At 43.8% G+C, this 14,784-nt stretch carries 15 protein-coding genes; 10 read left to right on the top strand and 5 right to left on the bottom strand.

The genetic code is table 11. The features are described from left to right. The first annotated feature begins 302 nt into the window (after positions 1 to 302). Both CSV67_RS06695 and CSV67_RS06690 read left to right on the top strand, forming a co-directional pair. Positions 303 to 1,544 carry an MFS transporter gene (locus CSV67_RS06695; RefSeq protein ID WP_099630818.1) on the top strand — a complete coding sequence of 414 codons (1,242 nt, stop codon included), beginning with the start codon at positions 303 to 305 and terminating at the stop codon, positions 1,542 to 1,544. 118 nt (positions 1,545 to 1,662) lie between these two features. Continuing rightward, positions 1,663 to 3,516 (top strand): transglycosylase domain-containing protein, encoded by a 1,854-nt coding sequence (locus CSV67_RS06690; protein ID WP_099630817.1) that lies wholly within the window; start codon positions 1,663 to 1,665, stop codon positions 3,514 to 3,516. A gap of 44 nt (positions 3,517 to 3,560) precedes the next feature. On the opposite strand, the gene CSV67_RS06685 is transcribed toward CSV67_RS06690, so the two are convergent. Next, positions 3,561 to 4,133: a DUF5366 family protein gene (locus CSV67_RS06685; RefSeq protein ID WP_099630816.1), complete on the bottom strand. Its 573-nt coding sequence runs from the start codon at positions 4,131 to 4,133 to the stop codon at positions 3,561 to 3,563. 180 nt (positions 4,134 to 4,313) lie between these two features. Between CSV67_RS06685 and CSV67_RS06680 the strand changes: the two genes are divergently transcribed. Genes CSV67_RS06680 through mnhG form a run of 7 tightly spaced genes read left to right on the top strand, consistent with a single transcriptional unit; the run spans position 4,314 to position 10,083 of the window. Further along, positions 4,314 to 6,722, top strand: coding sequence for a Na+/H+ antiporter subunit A (locus tag CSV67_RS06680; RefSeq protein WP_099630815.1), 2,409 nt, complete (start codon positions 4,314 to 4,316; stop codon positions 6,720 to 6,722). Further along, the gene (locus CSV67_RS06675; protein ID WP_085131428.1) at positions 6,709 to 7,131 is read left to right on the top strand and encodes a Na(+)/H(+) antiporter subunit B; all 423 of its coding nucleotides are present in this window, start codon (positions 6,709 to 6,711) and stop codon (positions 7,129 to 7,131) included. Before CSV67_RS06680 ends, CSV67_RS06675 begins: the two co-directional genes overlap by 14 nt. Then, the gene (locus CSV67_RS06670) at positions 7,131 to 7,472 is read left to right on the top strand and encodes a Na(+)/H(+) antiporter subunit C (RefSeq protein WP_085131429.1); all 342 of its coding nucleotides are present in this window, start codon (positions 7,131 to 7,133) and stop codon (positions 7,470 to 7,472) included. The genes CSV67_RS06675 and CSV67_RS06670 overlap by 1 nt, the downstream gene beginning before the upstream one ends. Continuing rightward, positions 7,465 to 8,949 carry a Na+/H+ antiporter subunit D gene (locus CSV67_RS06665; protein ID WP_099630831.1) on the top strand — a complete coding sequence of 495 codons (1,485 nt, stop codon included), beginning with the start codon at positions 7,465 to 7,467 and terminating at the stop codon, positions 8,947 to 8,949. Before CSV67_RS06670 ends, CSV67_RS06665 begins: the two co-directional genes overlap by 8 nt. A 6-nt stretch (positions 8,950 to 8,955) precedes the next feature. After that, positions 8,956 to 9,438 carry a Na+/H+ antiporter subunit E gene (locus CSV67_RS06660; protein WP_099630814.1) on the top strand — a complete coding sequence of 161 codons (483 nt, stop codon included), beginning with the start codon at positions 8,956 to 8,958 and terminating at the stop codon, positions 9,436 to 9,438. After that, on the top strand, positions 9,435 to 9,716 hold the full coding sequence (locus CSV67_RS06655) for a Na(+)/H(+) antiporter subunit F1 (RefSeq protein WP_099630813.1): 282 nt from the start codon (positions 9,435 to 9,437) through the stop codon (positions 9,714 to 9,716). Before CSV67_RS06660 ends, CSV67_RS06655 begins: the two co-directional genes overlap by 4 nt. Beyond that, positions 9,700 to 10,083: a monovalent cation/H(+) antiporter subunit G gene (gene mnhG, locus CSV67_RS06650; protein WP_099630812.1), complete on the top strand. Its 384-nt coding sequence runs from the start codon at positions 9,700 to 9,702 to the stop codon at positions 10,081 to 10,083. The genes CSV67_RS06655 and mnhG overlap by 17 nt, the downstream gene beginning before the upstream one ends. A gap of 18 nt (positions 10,084 to 10,101) precedes the next feature. Here the strand turns inward: mnhG and CSV67_RS06645 are convergent, their stop codons facing one another. Further along, positions 10,102 to 10,347, bottom strand: a complete 246-nt coding sequence (locus CSV67_RS06645; RefSeq protein WP_099630811.1) for a hypothetical protein — start codon at positions 10,345 to 10,347, stop codon at positions 10,102 to 10,104. Positions 10,348 to 10,417: 70 nt separating this feature from the next. After that, a complete protein-coding gene (locus CSV67_RS06640) occupies positions 10,418 to 11,932 on the bottom strand; it encodes a leucyl aminopeptidase (RefSeq protein WP_099630810.1) in 1,515 nt (504 codons plus the stop codon). Between the two features lie 158 nt (positions 11,933 to 12,090). On the opposite strand from CSV67_RS06640, the gene CSV67_RS06635 reads away from it, so the two are divergent. Beyond that, positions 12,091 to 12,567 carry a divergent PAP2 family protein gene (locus CSV67_RS06635; RefSeq protein ID WP_099630809.1) on the top strand — a complete coding sequence of 159 codons (477 nt, stop codon included), beginning with the start codon at positions 12,091 to 12,093 and terminating at the stop codon, positions 12,565 to 12,567. Between the two features lie 362 nt (positions 12,568 to 12,929). Here CSV67_RS06635 and CSV67_RS06630 read toward each other — a convergent pair whose 3' ends face one another. Continuing rightward, positions 12,930 to 13,256 carry a YuiB family protein gene (locus tag CSV67_RS06630; RefSeq protein ID WP_099630808.1) on the bottom strand — a complete coding sequence of 109 codons (327 nt, stop codon included), beginning with the start codon at positions 13,254 to 13,256 and terminating at the stop codon, positions 12,930 to 12,932. A gap of 219 nt (positions 13,257 to 13,475) precedes the next feature. Continuing rightward, a complete protein-coding gene (locus CSV67_RS06625; protein WP_099630807.1) occupies positions 13,476 to 14,690 on the bottom strand; it encodes an NAD(P)/FAD-dependent oxidoreductase in 1,215 nt (404 codons plus the stop codon). Positions 14,691 to 14,784: the final 94 nt, after the last annotated feature.

The following is a 14,784-nucleotide window of genomic DNA, read 5'->3' as shown; positions in this document are numbered from 1 at the left end:
AACCACTCATAACTTTCGTGGAGGAACAGTTGTCACTTTAACTGTTCCTCCACGAAAGTACAGCAAGCGTAGCGCGGTAGGTTTTTCAAAATAAACGCTCAATAAATGGTGTCCACTTTCTTGACAGAAGACCACTAGCGCTCTATGTATTGCCTCACCCGCTCAATGGCCTGCGCCACCCGCTCAATGGCCCGCGCTATCCGCTCTATTCACGTTTAATGTAAGCACTATGTTTCCTTCGACTGCCGAATTGTTTTATACTGAATATTATCTAAGCATTACAGGAGGAAGGCGGTTCAACGTTGAGTCGACATAAGAAAAATTTCATTATCATCTGGGTCACGAACTTTCTTGTAGCAGGTACGATGACGATGATTATGCCGTTCCTGTCGTTATATATTGAAACATTCGGGGATTATTCCGACGCATATGTCCAGAAGTGGGCTGGGTTAATTTTTGGTGCTACGTTTATTACCGCACTGATCATGTCACCTATTTGGGGACGTTTTGCAGATCGTTTTGGTTTTAAACCTATTTTGCTCATTAATGGTTTTGGAATTACGATTTCAGTTTTTTTAATGGGCTTTGTTAATTCCGTAGAAACCTTTTTCGTGTTGAGACTACTAATGGGGTTGGTTACAGGTTTCTTACCGACTTCATTAGCTTTCATTTCTTCTCAAACGCCACGTGAGGAAGCCGGCAAGATGCTCGGCACGTTGCAAATGGGCGGTGTTGCGGGAATGTTATTCGGCCCCGTTCTCGGTGGTCTAATGGCTGATACGTTTGGGTTTGAGTATGCTTTCATCATCACATCTATTTCCGTTATGATCGCCACGTTGCTCGTGTTATTTGGAATTAAAGAGCAAGCGCGGGTACAGGTGCGGAAAGTTGCAAAGTATTCGCGGAAAGTTATTTTGGGTGGATTGTTCAAGCACCGTCTGATGTTTAACGTAATGGTCGTCACGACGTTGATCCAAATCGGGAATTTCAGCATTCAGCCATTGCTGTCACTCTACGTAGCGGATTTGACCCATGCTGCGTCCAACGTAGCGTTTCTCGCGGGATTGACGTTCAGTGCAACAGGTCTCGGTAATTTACTATTCGCTAGGTATTGGGGGAAAGTTGGCGACAATGTAGGATATGAAAAAATCCTTGGACTACTGCTGATCATGTCGTTCATCTTCATTATCCCACAGGCTTTCGCTACGTCACTTTGGCAACTTGTTTTATTGCGGTTCTTATTTGGAATCTCAACTGGCGGGATGATTCCACTTACGACAGCGCTTGTTCGTCGTGAAGCGCCACTGGAAGTTCAAGGTGAGGTCATGGGGTATAACACCAGCTTCCGTTTCCTCGGTAATATTATCGGACCGATGTTTGGTGGAATTGTCAGTGGATATATCGGGATTCCTGCCGTATTCATCGTGACAGGCATATTATTCGTCGTCGGGTATTTGTTCCTGTCAATGGCAGTACGACGGCCTACACAGGATTTCGAACATTTCCTAGAAGACCGGCAAGATGAAGCGAATGAACACACATAAATTTAGCCACGCGCGCTTTTCAGTAGCGCGTTTTTTTATTTCCTATTGATTCAGACGACAGGTGTCGTGTTATGTTATATTTTTCTATAGCGATATGAAAGTACAGGGGGCTAGTTAGTTGAAACAAACGGTTGGATTAGTGATTACGCTTGCTTGCGTTCCGCTATTATTATTTATCCAAAATCAAATCTACGCAGAAACCGCGCAGACGGAAACCTTGCATGCTTCTATTCGTAAGGCAGTGCAGTTGGAAGCGCCTGTAATGGTCTCCCCTATTCAAATGAAAGACCGTAACGGAAAATTGTTTGCGGAAGAATATACCGAATGGCGGCAACCCATTCATTTGCAAGATGTGACGTTTTTCACGCGCCAGTTATTTTTAAAAAGTGAAGACCGGACATTTTATGAGCATCGAGGTTATGATATAGCAGCGATTATTCGAGCTTTCACGATCAATGCAGCGGCAGACGCTAAGCAGCAAGGCGCTTCTACCATTACACAGCAAGTCGTGCGAATGCGTCATCTAACGACCGAGAAAACGTACGAACGAAAGTTCAAAGAGCTCTTCTTTGCAGCAGAGTTGGAAAAACAATCGACAAAAGATGAAATCCTGGAAATGTATCTGAATGAAATGTACTTCGGCAATCAAGTATACGGAATCGGTGGTGCGGCTAGCTACTACTTCAGCCGGCCTCTTGAAAAACTGCATGAGGCAGAAATTGCATTTTTGGCGGCCATTCCAAATAATCCTTCTCTTTATAACCCGATCAAGCATTTTGATCAAACGAAAGAACGTCAACTACGACTTCTTCGAGTCATGCTCGACCAGCAAGTCATTACACAAGAGCAATTTGAAGAGTATAGTAAGTTGCCCATTCAATTGAACGTTAAGAACAAAGAACAGTTTTATCCAATGTACAGTTCATATGTATTAGAAGAATTGAAAGACCTTATCGCGCAAACGGAAGGGCTCGATGTGTCGATGGCTAAAGCCAAAACGCCAGAAGAACGACAACGCTGGCAGAGTGAAATCAATCGGCGTACGCAAGAAGTGACCAGCAAAGGCGTGACAATCGATACGGCACTTGATCCAAACAAGCAACAGCATGATGAAAACCGATTGAATGCACTGATTGGAACAGGCGGTGTGCAGGCTGGAGCTGCTGTCATCGACAATGAGATGCGTGAGATCATCAGTTTATATGCTGGTTCGGGCTATAAAAAAACCGACTTCAACCGGGCTTTTCAAGCTGTTCGACAACCAGGGTCAGCAATCAAGCCATTGCTTGTCTATGCACCGTTTTTCGAAAGTGGGCCGTATCATGCGGATACGCCCGTCAACAGTAGCAATATTTGTATTGCCGGTTATTGTCCGAAAAACTTCGGCCACTATCAGTTTGGTACGACTACGGTACGGGAAGCATTCCGAAATAGTTATAACACAACAGCTGTACGTTTATTGCAACGTGTAGGAATCGACGAGGCATTCTCCCATCTAGCACCTTTTCATTTCCGACACATCGTTGCGGCTGACCGTTCCTACCCTGCAGCGCTTGGTGGATTTTCTAAAGGTGTCACGCCACTGGAGCTTGCCGGAGCCACTACGAGTTTTATCGACGGGACGTATTTGCCCCCGCATGCCATTCGCTCGGTAAAGGATGGTAAAGGTGAGGTATTGTATAAATGGAAAGATAGATCAAAAGCGGTTTGGTCCCCTTCCACGGTCAATAGCATTCGTTCCTTGATGAAAGAAGTCGTTGTGAACGGTACAGGCGAAGGAATAGCTTACACAACGAGCTATACCGGAGCGAAAACAGGAACGACCGATTCGTTTAAAGACTTGTGGACAATCGGCATGAATGATCGTTATACGTCGGCAGTCTGGATTGGGTATGACAGACCTACACCCATCCCGCGTCTGCGTGATCAAAAAATTCATTTGCGGGCATTCTCCTCAACATTGCGACCATAAAAGCCTTGCCAGGTCCGTTAGTTAGATCTGCAAGGCTTTTTCATTTATTTCACTGGATTGGCTAACGGGATACTGGCGAGTACTCCGTTGTATAGACGGAAAATGATATACACAAGTCCCGCCACCAAGACGCTCCAAATGATAATTTGAAAGAATATCAAACCGACTGTGTGCGTCAATGGCATAAAGGGACTTAATTTGTACACTACGTAAATAAAGTAAACGAAAGACGTGAAGAAGAAAATCAGTGCTAGCATCTTCCAAGATTGAATACCGATTACCGAAGCTAGTGCACCAATAAAGTAAATGATCACACCGGATTTTGAAGCGCTATACGATGCATCTGCTTCTTCTTTTAGGAAAAATAATAAAGCCGTTTCATGAATGGTGACGGCAATCAGTTTTAAAGCTGCAAATAGCATGAAGAATACTAAAGCATACATTGTCAGTAAAAAGAGGCGTAATTGAAGGTCGGTTAAGAACTCCCTCATGCCTTGATAGAGACCAATTTCCTTAAAAAGGATCAGTGTCTCCCCTACGCTATAAACGCCAAAAGTCAAACTGAATAACAAGACGGAGACAAATGGTAAATAGCTGAACAAATATGGATTTTTCATAATACCCCCAAAAAAATTTTTTCCCCTTCTAATAATATAAGAAGGAAGTCGAATAAAGCAATAATTGGTCAACTGTCGTCTATGCAATTTGAAATGTTTTACGCTATACTAACAAATACGCCCACGCTTACGCCTCGGGAATGTGAATAAGTGAAGAACATGGTTGGAAGGAGGATTCTCTTGGAATTCGTGTTATTGATTTTTTTACCTGTAATCTTCGCAATACTCGTTCCTTTTGTTTATAAGAAAATTAAAGGAATACATACAGGTTGGTTTGTTTTACTTGTACCTCTCGTGTTATTTGGCTATTACGCAAGTTTTTTGCCGTTAGTCATGGATGGTGGTCATGCTATTTCTGAAATGAAATGGATTCCTTCACTTGGAATTGCGTTTACTTCATACATAGATGGTCTTAGTTTATTATTCACGCTATTGATCACCGGAATCGGTTCGTTAGTAGTATTGTACTCCGTATTTTATATGGATAGGGAAAAAGAGGATCTTGGTAGTTTTTATGTCTACTTACTGATTTTCATGACCGCTATGCTCGGAGTCGTGCAATCTGACAACACGATGACACTCTATTTGTTCTGGGAGTTAACGTCCATTTCGTCCTTCTTATTGATTGGCTTCTGGTACACCAAGGACAAGTCACGTTTTGGCGCATTAAAATCGATGATGATTACGGTGTTTGGTGGATTAATGATGCTCGGGGCATTCATTTTACTCAGTATCATGGGAGAAACGTTCTCTGTTAGGGAATTGATCGCAGAAGCTCCTGAACTTGTGAGTCAACCGTACTTTACTCTGGCATTAGTTTTACTTTTGCTTGGTGCCTTTACGAAGTCCGCACAATTTCCATTCTATATCTGGCTACCGGATGCAATGGAAGCGCCCACACCAGTTAGTGCGTATTTACACTCTGCGACGATGGTGAAGGCGGGTATTTATTTGGTCGCACGATTTACGCCGATTTTCGGCTCAGCGTCCACTTGGATTTGGCTCGTTACAGGAATTGGATTGCTGACGTTGTTTTGGGGTTCATTCTTCGCAGTAAAGCAAACGGATTTGAAAGCGATTTTAGCATTTTCAACAGTCAGTCAACTTGGTTTAATCATGTCTTTACTTGGAGCAGGTGCTATCTCGTATCATGCGACCGCAGCCGTGTTTGGCTTCGCGACGTATGCGGCAATCTTCCACTTGATTAACCACGCCGCATTTAAAGGCGGGCTATTCATGATCGCTGGAATTATTGATCATGAAACCGGTACCAGAGATATACGTAAGCTCGGTGGATTAATGAGCGTTATGCCGATCAGCTTTACTGTTGCCGCGATTGGTTCATTATCTATGGCTGGTTTGCCACCATTTAGTGGATTCTTGAGTAAAGAGATGTTTTTGGAATCTATGGTAGCGCTTCGACACTTCGAATTATTCAACTTCGATACATGGGGGATACTGTTCCCGATCGTCGCTTGGATTGCCAGCGTGTTTACGTTTACGTACAGTATGTATTTTGTTTTAAAAACATTTATAGGACAGAAGAAATTGGATCAATTGCCGAAACAGCCACATGAAGCACCGATTGGTATGTTAATTTCGCCTATGATTTTGGCATCCATCGTCATTCTAGTGTTCTTCATCCCGAATGTCGTCGGTAAGTGGATAATTAAACCGGCCGTTATGGCGATTCAACCAACTTTGTACGCAAATCCGTCCGCTATCGATATTCATGTCAAAGCATGGCATGGTTTTGGGGCTGCTGGTTTATGGCTGACAATTGGTATCGTCGCATTCGGTACGTTACTCTATCTAACCATTCCGAAATGGCAACCGCTTTATCGTATGCAGCCTGACAGTCTATCGCTGAATAACGGCTATGATGCGATGATGCGCGGAAGTGAAAAAGGATTGAATCGGGTTTCCCGTCTTTATATGACAGGTAAGATCCGGACCTACTTATTGTATATGTTCGCATTTATGTCTGTTACGATCATCGCGCTGTTGTTTATCAAAGACGCATTCGTTCTTGATATGAACAGTTTTGCAGCGATTACTTTATATGGATCACTCAATGCTATCGTGTTGATTTTATCTGTAGGATTTGTGGTGTTTGCGAAGTCTCGTCTTGCTGCGATCATCGCGCTTGGCGGTGTCGGGTATTCTGTCGCGCTATTCTTCGTTATTTTCAAAGCGCCTGACTTAGCACTAACACAACTTGTCATCGAGACAGTATCCGTTGCGTTGTTCTTGCTGGCATTCAAACATTTGCCGGCACTCAGTACGCACGGGGAAACGAAACGCAATAAAATGGTTAATTTGATTGTTTCATTGAGTGTAGGCGTAATGGTGACATTGGTCGCCCTATCCAGCCACTCACAAAAAATGATTCCTTCAATTTCTCAATACTATAAAGATACGGTCAAGACAGAAGCAGCTGGCGGAAATATCGTCAACGTCATTCTTGTAGATTACCGTGGATTTGATACATTATTTGAGATCGCGGTACTCGCTATTGCAGGGATCGCGGTACTTGGTATGATTCGTTTGCGTGTATCGAGAAAGGAGCCGACTGATGAAAACAAATGATGTTATTTTACAAACCACAGCTAAAGTAGTGTTTTTCATCATCTTCTTGTTCTCCATACACATCTTTTTCGCGGGGCACTATGCTCCGGGTGGAGGATTCGTCGGTGGCTTGTTGACGACAGGTGCGATTGTCCTGTTGTTGTTGGCATTCGATTTACGGACGATTCAACAGATTCTACCGTTCAACTTTACGGTCATGACGGCGATCGGATTATTGCTTGCGTTAGGTACAGCGGCGGGCTCGATTTTCTTTAATGTGCCATTCTTCACGCATGCATTCAGTGATTTTGACTTACCGCTGTTCGGACACACGTCCCTTCACACAGCGATGTTGTTCGATAGTGGCGTTTATTTAGTTGTCGTCGGTTCCGCCATCACGATTATTCAATCGATTGGAGGCGATGACTGATGGAGTTTATTCTTGCGATTCTTATCGGGATATTATTTACGGCAGCCGTCTATTTGATTTTATCGAGAAGTTTACTGAAAGTGATTTTAGGTACTGGTTTGCTCAGTCATGGAGCACACTTACTCATTCTTACGATGGGTGGACTCGGAGGCTCAGCGCCTCCCGTCCTAATCGACGGAGTGACTGATTTTGCAGATCCCCTGCCTCAAGCATTGATCTTAACTGCGATCGTCATCAGTTTTGGTGTGACGGCGGTCATGCTTGTCATGGCATATCGTATGTATGCTGTACACCAAACAGATAATATGAATGAATTGAGAGGGAATGATGAACATGATTAACCTTCTTTTATTTCCGATCATTATTCCTTTCTTTTTCGCGATGATCTTATTGTTTTTCAAAGAGCAGGTGGTCGTCCAGAGAGTTTTGACACTGATCGGATTGGCTCTCAGTCTAGTTGCTTCTTTTTGGCTTATCGCGACAGTGAAGACAGAAGGAATCCAAACCGTGACACTCGGGAGTTGGCCTGCACCATTTGGGATTACGATGGTGTCGGACATGTTCTCCGCCATGCTCGTCACAACGACGATTATCATTACATTTTTTGTCGTCATCTATAGCTTTTCATCCATCGGTGTAGAAAGAGAAAGATTTTTCTACTATCCTGCGATCCTGTTTATGATTACAGGAATCAATGGCGCCTTCACAACAGGCGATATTTTCAATATGTTCGTATTCTTCGAAGTGCTACTGATCGCATCCTATTTGCTTATTGTGCTTGGCGGTGAGAAACGGCAGCTTCGTGAATCTATCAAATACATATTGGTAAACGTTATTTCATCTGCCATCTTTGTCATTACGGTAGCGTATTTGTACTCTATCGTCGGTACATTGAATATGGCGGATATCTCAGTGAAGATTGCAGAGATCAATCAACCAGGAATTATTTCGGTTATTGCGATTTTGTTTTTAATCGTCTTTGGCATTAAAGGGGCAATCTTTCCCTTATATTTCTGGTTACCCAATTCGTATGCTGCACCACCGATACCCGTTCTCGCATTATTCGGTGCCTTACTGACTAAAGTCGGTGTATATGCGATTACGCGTACCTATACGTTGTTTTTCGTGCACGACATTGGATTTACGCATCAGTTTTTGATGGTTCTATCGTTACTAACTATCATTGCAGGCTGTATCGGCGCTCTTGCGTATTTCGATGTAAAACAAATCATCATTTACAATATTATCATTGCAGTAGGTGTCATCTTGTTCGGTGTAGCTCAAATGAACACGTCTGGACTCGAGGGCGCGGTTTACTATTTAATTCATGATATGTTGATCAAAGGCGCATTGTTTGTCCTGATCGGTATCATCATCTACGTAACCGGCACTTCGAACTTGCGGCAAATGGGTGGTTTAATTAAGACGCACGGAACGCTTGGTTGGATGTATTTAATCGCTGCGTTCGGTCTGGCTGGCATCCCTCCGTTGAGTGGGTTTATTGGGAAAGTGCTGATCACAAAAGGGGCATTTGAAGCGGATCACGTGATCGGCAGTATCATTATTTTGGCTTCAAGCCTAGTAGTACTACTATCTGTCATTCGGATTTTCATTTATGCATTTTGGGGTAGTCAAAAGAACGATCTACCTGTTCGCGATCCACGAACGTATCGCCAAATGATGTTCCCAGCTGTTATGTTGGTACTCATTTCGGTAGCGTACGGTGTAGGTACGGAGTGGCTTATGCCATATATGACGGATGCAGCGAATGTACTGGCTGATCCATCCATCTATATAAATGCGGTGTTAAAGGAGTAGAGGTCAATGGCTTTTCAGATACTATTAAATTTCTTCATTGCAGTCGTTTGGATGTTCATGTCAAGTTCATTGACACCTTCTACGTTCATCATAGGATATCTTATCGGGCTGTTGATGATCATCATGACACGCCGCTATTTCAGTGGACGCTTGTACATTTGGCGAATCTGGTCTGCAATGAAACTGACAGCGATTTTTCTAAAAGAACTGATCATGTCGAATATTTCCGTGTTGCTACTGGTGATCAAGCCGGATTTATCGACAATGCAACCGATGTTCTTCGCTTTGCCGACTGAGCTTGAAAAAGATTGGGAAATCACGTTATTATCCAGTTTAATTACGTTAACGCCTGGTACGGTCGTCGTTCATGTTTCAGATGATCAGCGTACTTTGTATATCCATGCGATTGATGTAGACGATGTCGATGAAGCAATCGATTCTATAAAAAACACATTCGAGAAAGCCATTATGGAGGTGAGCCGAGGATGAATGTATTTTATTCTGTCTGTCTCGTGCTAGTTATCCTGTCTATGCTCGGATTACTATACCGTGTATGGAAAGGTCCTTCCGTGCCGGATCGTTTAGTAGCTCTTGACGCGATCGGTGTCATGCTCATATCAGCAATCGCACTGTTTTCCATCTTGTTCGACACGCCTTTCTTCATCGATGCGATTCTATTGATCGCCATTATGTCGTTTATTGGGACAGTGTCCTTCTCCAAATTCATTGAGAGAGGAGAGATTATCGAACGTGGACCTAATCGCTGACATTATGATTGTGTTACTCGTTACGGTGGGGATCATTTTTACGATCGTCACAGTCATTGGAATCTTACGGCTCCCAGATGTCTATACACGCGCACATGCTGCTTCGAAGAGCGCTACGCTTGGCGTTATGAGTTTACTGCTTGGCGTATTTCTCCACTTTTGGTGGAATGAAGGCCATTTCAGTGTGGCGTTATTACTTGGGATCGTCTTCTTGTTCATCACTTCTCCGATTGGCGGTCACTTAATGACTCGCGCTGCGTATATGTCGGGTGTAAAGCCTACCGAATTAACGGTTGGAGATGATCTAAAAGAAGCTGTAATAGAACTACGCATAGAATCAGATAAAAACACGCCGGATGACGAATAGTCATCACGGCGTGTTTTTTTAATAGTATGGATAATAAGGATAATATGGTTGTGGATAGTATGGATAGCTGTTGTAGTAAGGTGGATAATATCCTCCACCGAAGCCGTAACCATAGCCTGGAGAAATAGCATTACCTAAAAATCCGCCAACTAAGCCACCTAGAAAAGGACCTCCGAATCCGCCGAAACTACCAAATCCACCGCCATACCCTCCACCATGATGACGACCGCCACCGTATCCACCTCTATAATTATGTCTTGTCATCCAAGCTCCCCCTTTCCCTCTATCCTATGACTAACCGGAAAGAAGGAATGGGGAAAGCGCCTATACTGAATTATTCTTGTGGCTCTGCTTCAGCAGCTAAGCGCTCCACGAAGGTCGCCAATGTACGCACCATTACGCCCGTCGCACCTTTCGGACCGAGCGCATGTGGTGTCGCTGCATCAGACGTACCTGCAATATCTAAATGAATCCACGGTGTATCCCCAACAAATTCTCCGACGAAGCCGCCTCCGAAGATCATATGGCCATCTCGTCCCGGTGAGTTATTTACATCTGCGACATCACTTTTGCGAATCCGCCGACGATCGCTCTCCGTTAAGGGCAGTTGCCAAATGAATTCCCCCGTTTCCTCCGCCGCTTCCTGAAATTTTTTATAGAATGCGTCATGGTTGGTCAGTGTACCCGTTTTATCATGACCGAGCGCCACAATGACACCGCCCGTTAGCGTGGCCACATCAATCAAATACTCAGCGCCCGCTTGCTTCGCATACGTCACTGCATCAGCTAGTACTAAACGACCTTCTGCATCTGTATTCAACACTTCAATGGTCTTTCCGCTTAAGGATGTGATCACATCATCCGGCTTGAACGCTTCACCGGAGATCATGTTATCGGAAGAAGCGATGACCGCAATCACATTTTTCTTCGGTCGTGATTCCCCTATGATCGCCATAGCGCCAAGTACAGCTGCTGCGCCACCCATATCCCCTTTCATGCCAACCATGCCGTCCTTAGGCTTCAACGAATAGCCGCCCGTATCATAAGTAATTCCTTTACCGACTAAACCAATGACATCTTCCCACTGCTCCGTCGCTTGATACTTAAGAACAATGAGTTTCGGTTCTTCAACTGACCCTTGATTGACCGCAAGAATGGCTCCCATGCCCAGCTCTTCCATTTCGGCTTTACCCAGAATATCTATTTCTAGGTCATAGCTTTCTGCCAATTCTTGTGCGTATTCCGCCATCTTAGTTGGCGTCAATAAATTAGGGGGTACATTGACTAGCGTCCTCGCTTCGTTCACTGCGTGTGCGGAGATCATGCCCACTTCTCCTGCAGTAGTCACACGATCTTCATCTTCCGTCGTAATGAATGTCACAGTAGTTAAGGAGACATCCACTTCATTGGATGAAGTCTTGAATCCTTCATATGTGTAGGAGCCCATTCCGATACCCTCAGAGGCCAGGAACGCTACGTCCTCACTATCTATCTCCTCGTTAGAGAACGGCGCTGTCCAGACGCCTACAGTGCGCACACGGTCCTTGTGTAGTTGTTTACCTACGTCAGCGAATAATTCACGCAATAGCTGTTCTGTCAGTCGCTTCTGATTGCCAACGCCAACAAAGTACACCCGGTCGTAACTTTGCTTGGATAGCGCAGGCATTTTGGTAATCGCCTTACACTTCTGTTGAATGTCCTGTGATTTAATCCAGTCTGGCAATAAAGGATGGAAAGATTCAACGAACAAATCGAAACCTTCTACGTTCTCTGGATGATCTGGTATTCCTACAATAAGTACTTCTACTTCTGTCTGATCGATTGCGGATGCTGTTTCTACGTTTATCATGAATGCTTCCTCCCCATTTCTTTACGCTTTCCCCATACTAGTATAGACTAGTCAGATTAGCACAAGCAACGAGCAATATTCTGGATTGGAGACAACGAGTAGATCCAGATTATGTTATACTAATTGCTAAACTACTGACAGTAAGGGAGTGGAACCTCTTGGCTATTTTTGAAAACATACCGCTCCTCGTAGCGCTATTCGCCATCTTTTTTGCCCAATTTGTAAAAATTCCTATTCATTTTTTATTGACACGTAAACTCGATTTCGGACTCATGACGTCTACAGGCGGCATGCCGAGTTCCCACTCGGCGGCTGTCACTGCACTCACAACTGCCATCGCATTCGAAGCGGGCCTAGATTCACCATTATTCGCCATATCCGCTATATTCGCAGTCATTGTCATGTTCGACGCAACTGGCATCCGCTACCAAGCCGGACAACAAGCCGTCATCATCAACCAAATGCGCTCCGACTTCCAAATATTCGTCAACGATTTGAAAGATTGGCCGAAGAAAGACAATGACGCAAAAATTCAAGAACTGAAAACCCTACTCGGCCACAAACCAAACGAAGTATTTTTCGGAGCTCTAACAGGTATTCTCATCTCGATCTTTACGTATACCGTTATATTGTAACGTTGCAGTTAGAGAAAATCATTGCATCCACTCCGGCGCTTGCGGATGGCTTACGTTTTATAGTTGGAAAGATTTTTACACGTCAGTATATTTAGAAACATACACTAGTTGATCGTAAGTGGAAGGCGGCGACTCCCGATGGATTAGCGTGCGCCTTGAGACCCCGCAGAAGCGAAGCGTACGAGGAGGCTTAAGGCCACGCCCATGGGAAAGCGTCCGCCTGGAACGTCGATCAACGGTGCCCTCACCTCCTCTAATCTTTTTATCTCTAAAGCAACGTAAAAAACGGAACTGTCACAAGATGTCGTAATTCACGACTTCCTGTCCAGCTCCGTTTTTTCGTATCCACGTATGGAAAAACATCAAAACATCTGATAACCCATCTTGCGTAAAGCTTTCATTACAAAACCTGCGATAATCGCTCCCACCATACCACTCGCCAGAATCACGATATCCACGGCGTGAAGCGACATAAGATTCGCCCCCAGCTCACTAAAAGCAAAACTAGGCTTCGTAATGTACTCATACATCGGCACATCATCAATAATAAAAATTACAATAATCGGATAAATGATAGCCATAAGCCACGTCATACGTAACAACATATTTATTAAAAAACCGATACCGAAAAACATGACAATAAATATCAAGATTGATAGCATCACTTGTGCTATGGATATAGTTTGCATGCTTGCTAACCCCCAGTTCATCACTTCAACATTTTACAGGATGATGCGACGGCTTTCAATAGAATGAGACAGTGTACACAGAACGTTCTTTTCAGATGTCATGAATTCTTAAAATCTGACAGACGATCTTTCCTAATTCAACTACTTCCACAGTTGACTTATTGCCTATTTTGATGCACACAAAAAGCACTCGCAGAGGCGAGTGCTTTTCTATATTCGTTATAATACGTTGAATTTACCTTTTTTAATCGTTAATCCAAGACCGCCGATCATGAATAGAGCACGGTTATCGATCATTTTCTTCATGAAGGATGCCTTCGCACCTGTAACTTTTTTATCGAATACCACACCAATCGCATCGGAATCACCTAGAGAACAAACGCTACCTTTTAAATCCGGTACGAATTCTTTCGTTGGGTTCCCTTTCATCAATGCAATAATATTGTTAGCAATCATCTCGCCTTGTTGCATAGCGATTTGTGCAGTTGGTGGGTACGGACGATTGATTGCTTCGTTGATCATCAATGCACAATCACCTACAATAAATACATCATCGAATCCTGGTGCACGCATATCTTTTTCAACTTTAACACGAGCGCGCATGTTTTCTATACCCGATTCTTCAATCAAGTGGTTACCGCGAACGCCAGCAGCCCATACGACTGTACCCGCTTTGATGAATTCAAACTCATCTTCGCCTTTTTTAATCTTCACGCCTTCAGGAGTCGCTTCAACAACCGGCGTGCCGATAGAGAATTCTATGCCTTTTGCACCCAATTGACGCACCGCGTATTCCACCAGTTCCGGATCGAAACCAGGCAAGACCATTGGCGCTGCTTCTACACAAAGAATGCGCACTTTTTTGGCTGGTACATCATATTCTTTACATAGTTCTGGCACACGGTCTCCCAGTTCACCAAGGTACTCGATTCCTGTGAATCCAGCCCCACCTACGATGATAGTCAAACGGCTATCATCTTTAACTTCTTCAGTAGACCATGTAGCAAATTGATATTCCATGTGATCACGAATGTGACGAGCTGCATTCACATTGGCAATGGATAATGCGTACTTGTCCAAACCTGGGATTCCGAAAGTTTCTCCTTCAAAACCAAGACCAATTACTAAATAATCATATGTGTGAGAACCGAGGTTCGTTTTAACGTTTTTGGTTGCGACATCGATGCCCGTAACTTCAGCTTCGATGAACTTTACTTTATTGCTATTGATTACACTGGATATATCGTAGCGAACTTGTTCTGGAGTTAACGTTCCAGCTGCCGCTTCATGCAACCATGTAGATTCATAGTGATAGTCATTTTTGTTGATTAGAACGATATCTGCTTCATCTGCACCTAATGACTTTTGTAAATTCACAACCGTCATCAAACCGCCATAACCTGCACCCAATACTAAGATTGTTGGTCTTTTCACGTAAATCGAACCACCTTTTAGTTTCTTAAACGCCGAGTACGTGTAAAATCAATCTTACTTATTTTGCAGTGCCGGCATTTAGTTTAATATGAAT

Origin of the sequence: Sporosarcina sp. P2 (assembly GCF_002743255.1) — a bacterium.
In the GTDB taxonomy this organism is placed as follows: Bacteria; Bacillota; Bacilli; order Bacillales_A; family Planococcaceae; genus Sporosarcina.
The sequence above is the reverse complement of the archived record's forward strand: the minus strand, read 5'-3'. Positions and strand labels throughout refer to the sequence as shown.

Bases quoted from the DNA above. Each gene is read 5' to 3' on its own strand.
- CSV67_RS06685 (WP_099630816.1), bottom strand. From the start codon at position 4,133: ATGAAAAATCCATATTTGTTCAGCTATTTACCATTTGTCTCCGTCTTG.
- CSV67_RS06675 (WP_085131428.1), top strand. From the start codon at position 6,709: ATGAAAACAAATGATGTTATTTTACAAACCACAGCTAAAGTAGTGTTT.
- CSV67_RS06670 (WP_085131429.1), top strand. From the start codon at position 7,131: ATGGAGTTTATTCTTGCGATTCTTATCGGGATATTATTTACGGCAGCC.
- CSV67_RS06665 (WP_099630831.1), top strand. From the start codon at position 7,465: ATGATTAACCTTCTTTTATTTCCGATCATTATTCCTTTCTTTTTCGCG.
- CSV67_RS06660 (WP_099630814.1), top strand. From the start codon at position 8,956: ATGGCTTTTCAGATACTATTAAATTTCTTCATTGCAGTCGTTTGGATG.
- CSV67_RS06655 (WP_099630813.1), top strand. From the start codon at position 9,435: ATGAATGTATTTTATTCTGTCTGTCTCGTGCTAGTTATCCTGTCTATG.
- CSV67_RS06645 (WP_099630811.1), bottom strand. From the start codon at position 10,347: ATGACAAGACATAATTATAGAGGTGGATACGGTGGCGGTCGTCATCAT.
- CSV67_RS06640 (WP_099630810.1), bottom strand. From the start codon at position 11,932: ATGATAAACGTAGAAACAGCATCCGCAATCGATCAGACAGAAGTAGAA.
- CSV67_RS06630 (WP_099630808.1), bottom strand. From the start codon at position 13,256: ATGCAAACTATATCCATAGCACAAGTGATGCTATCAATCTTGATATTT.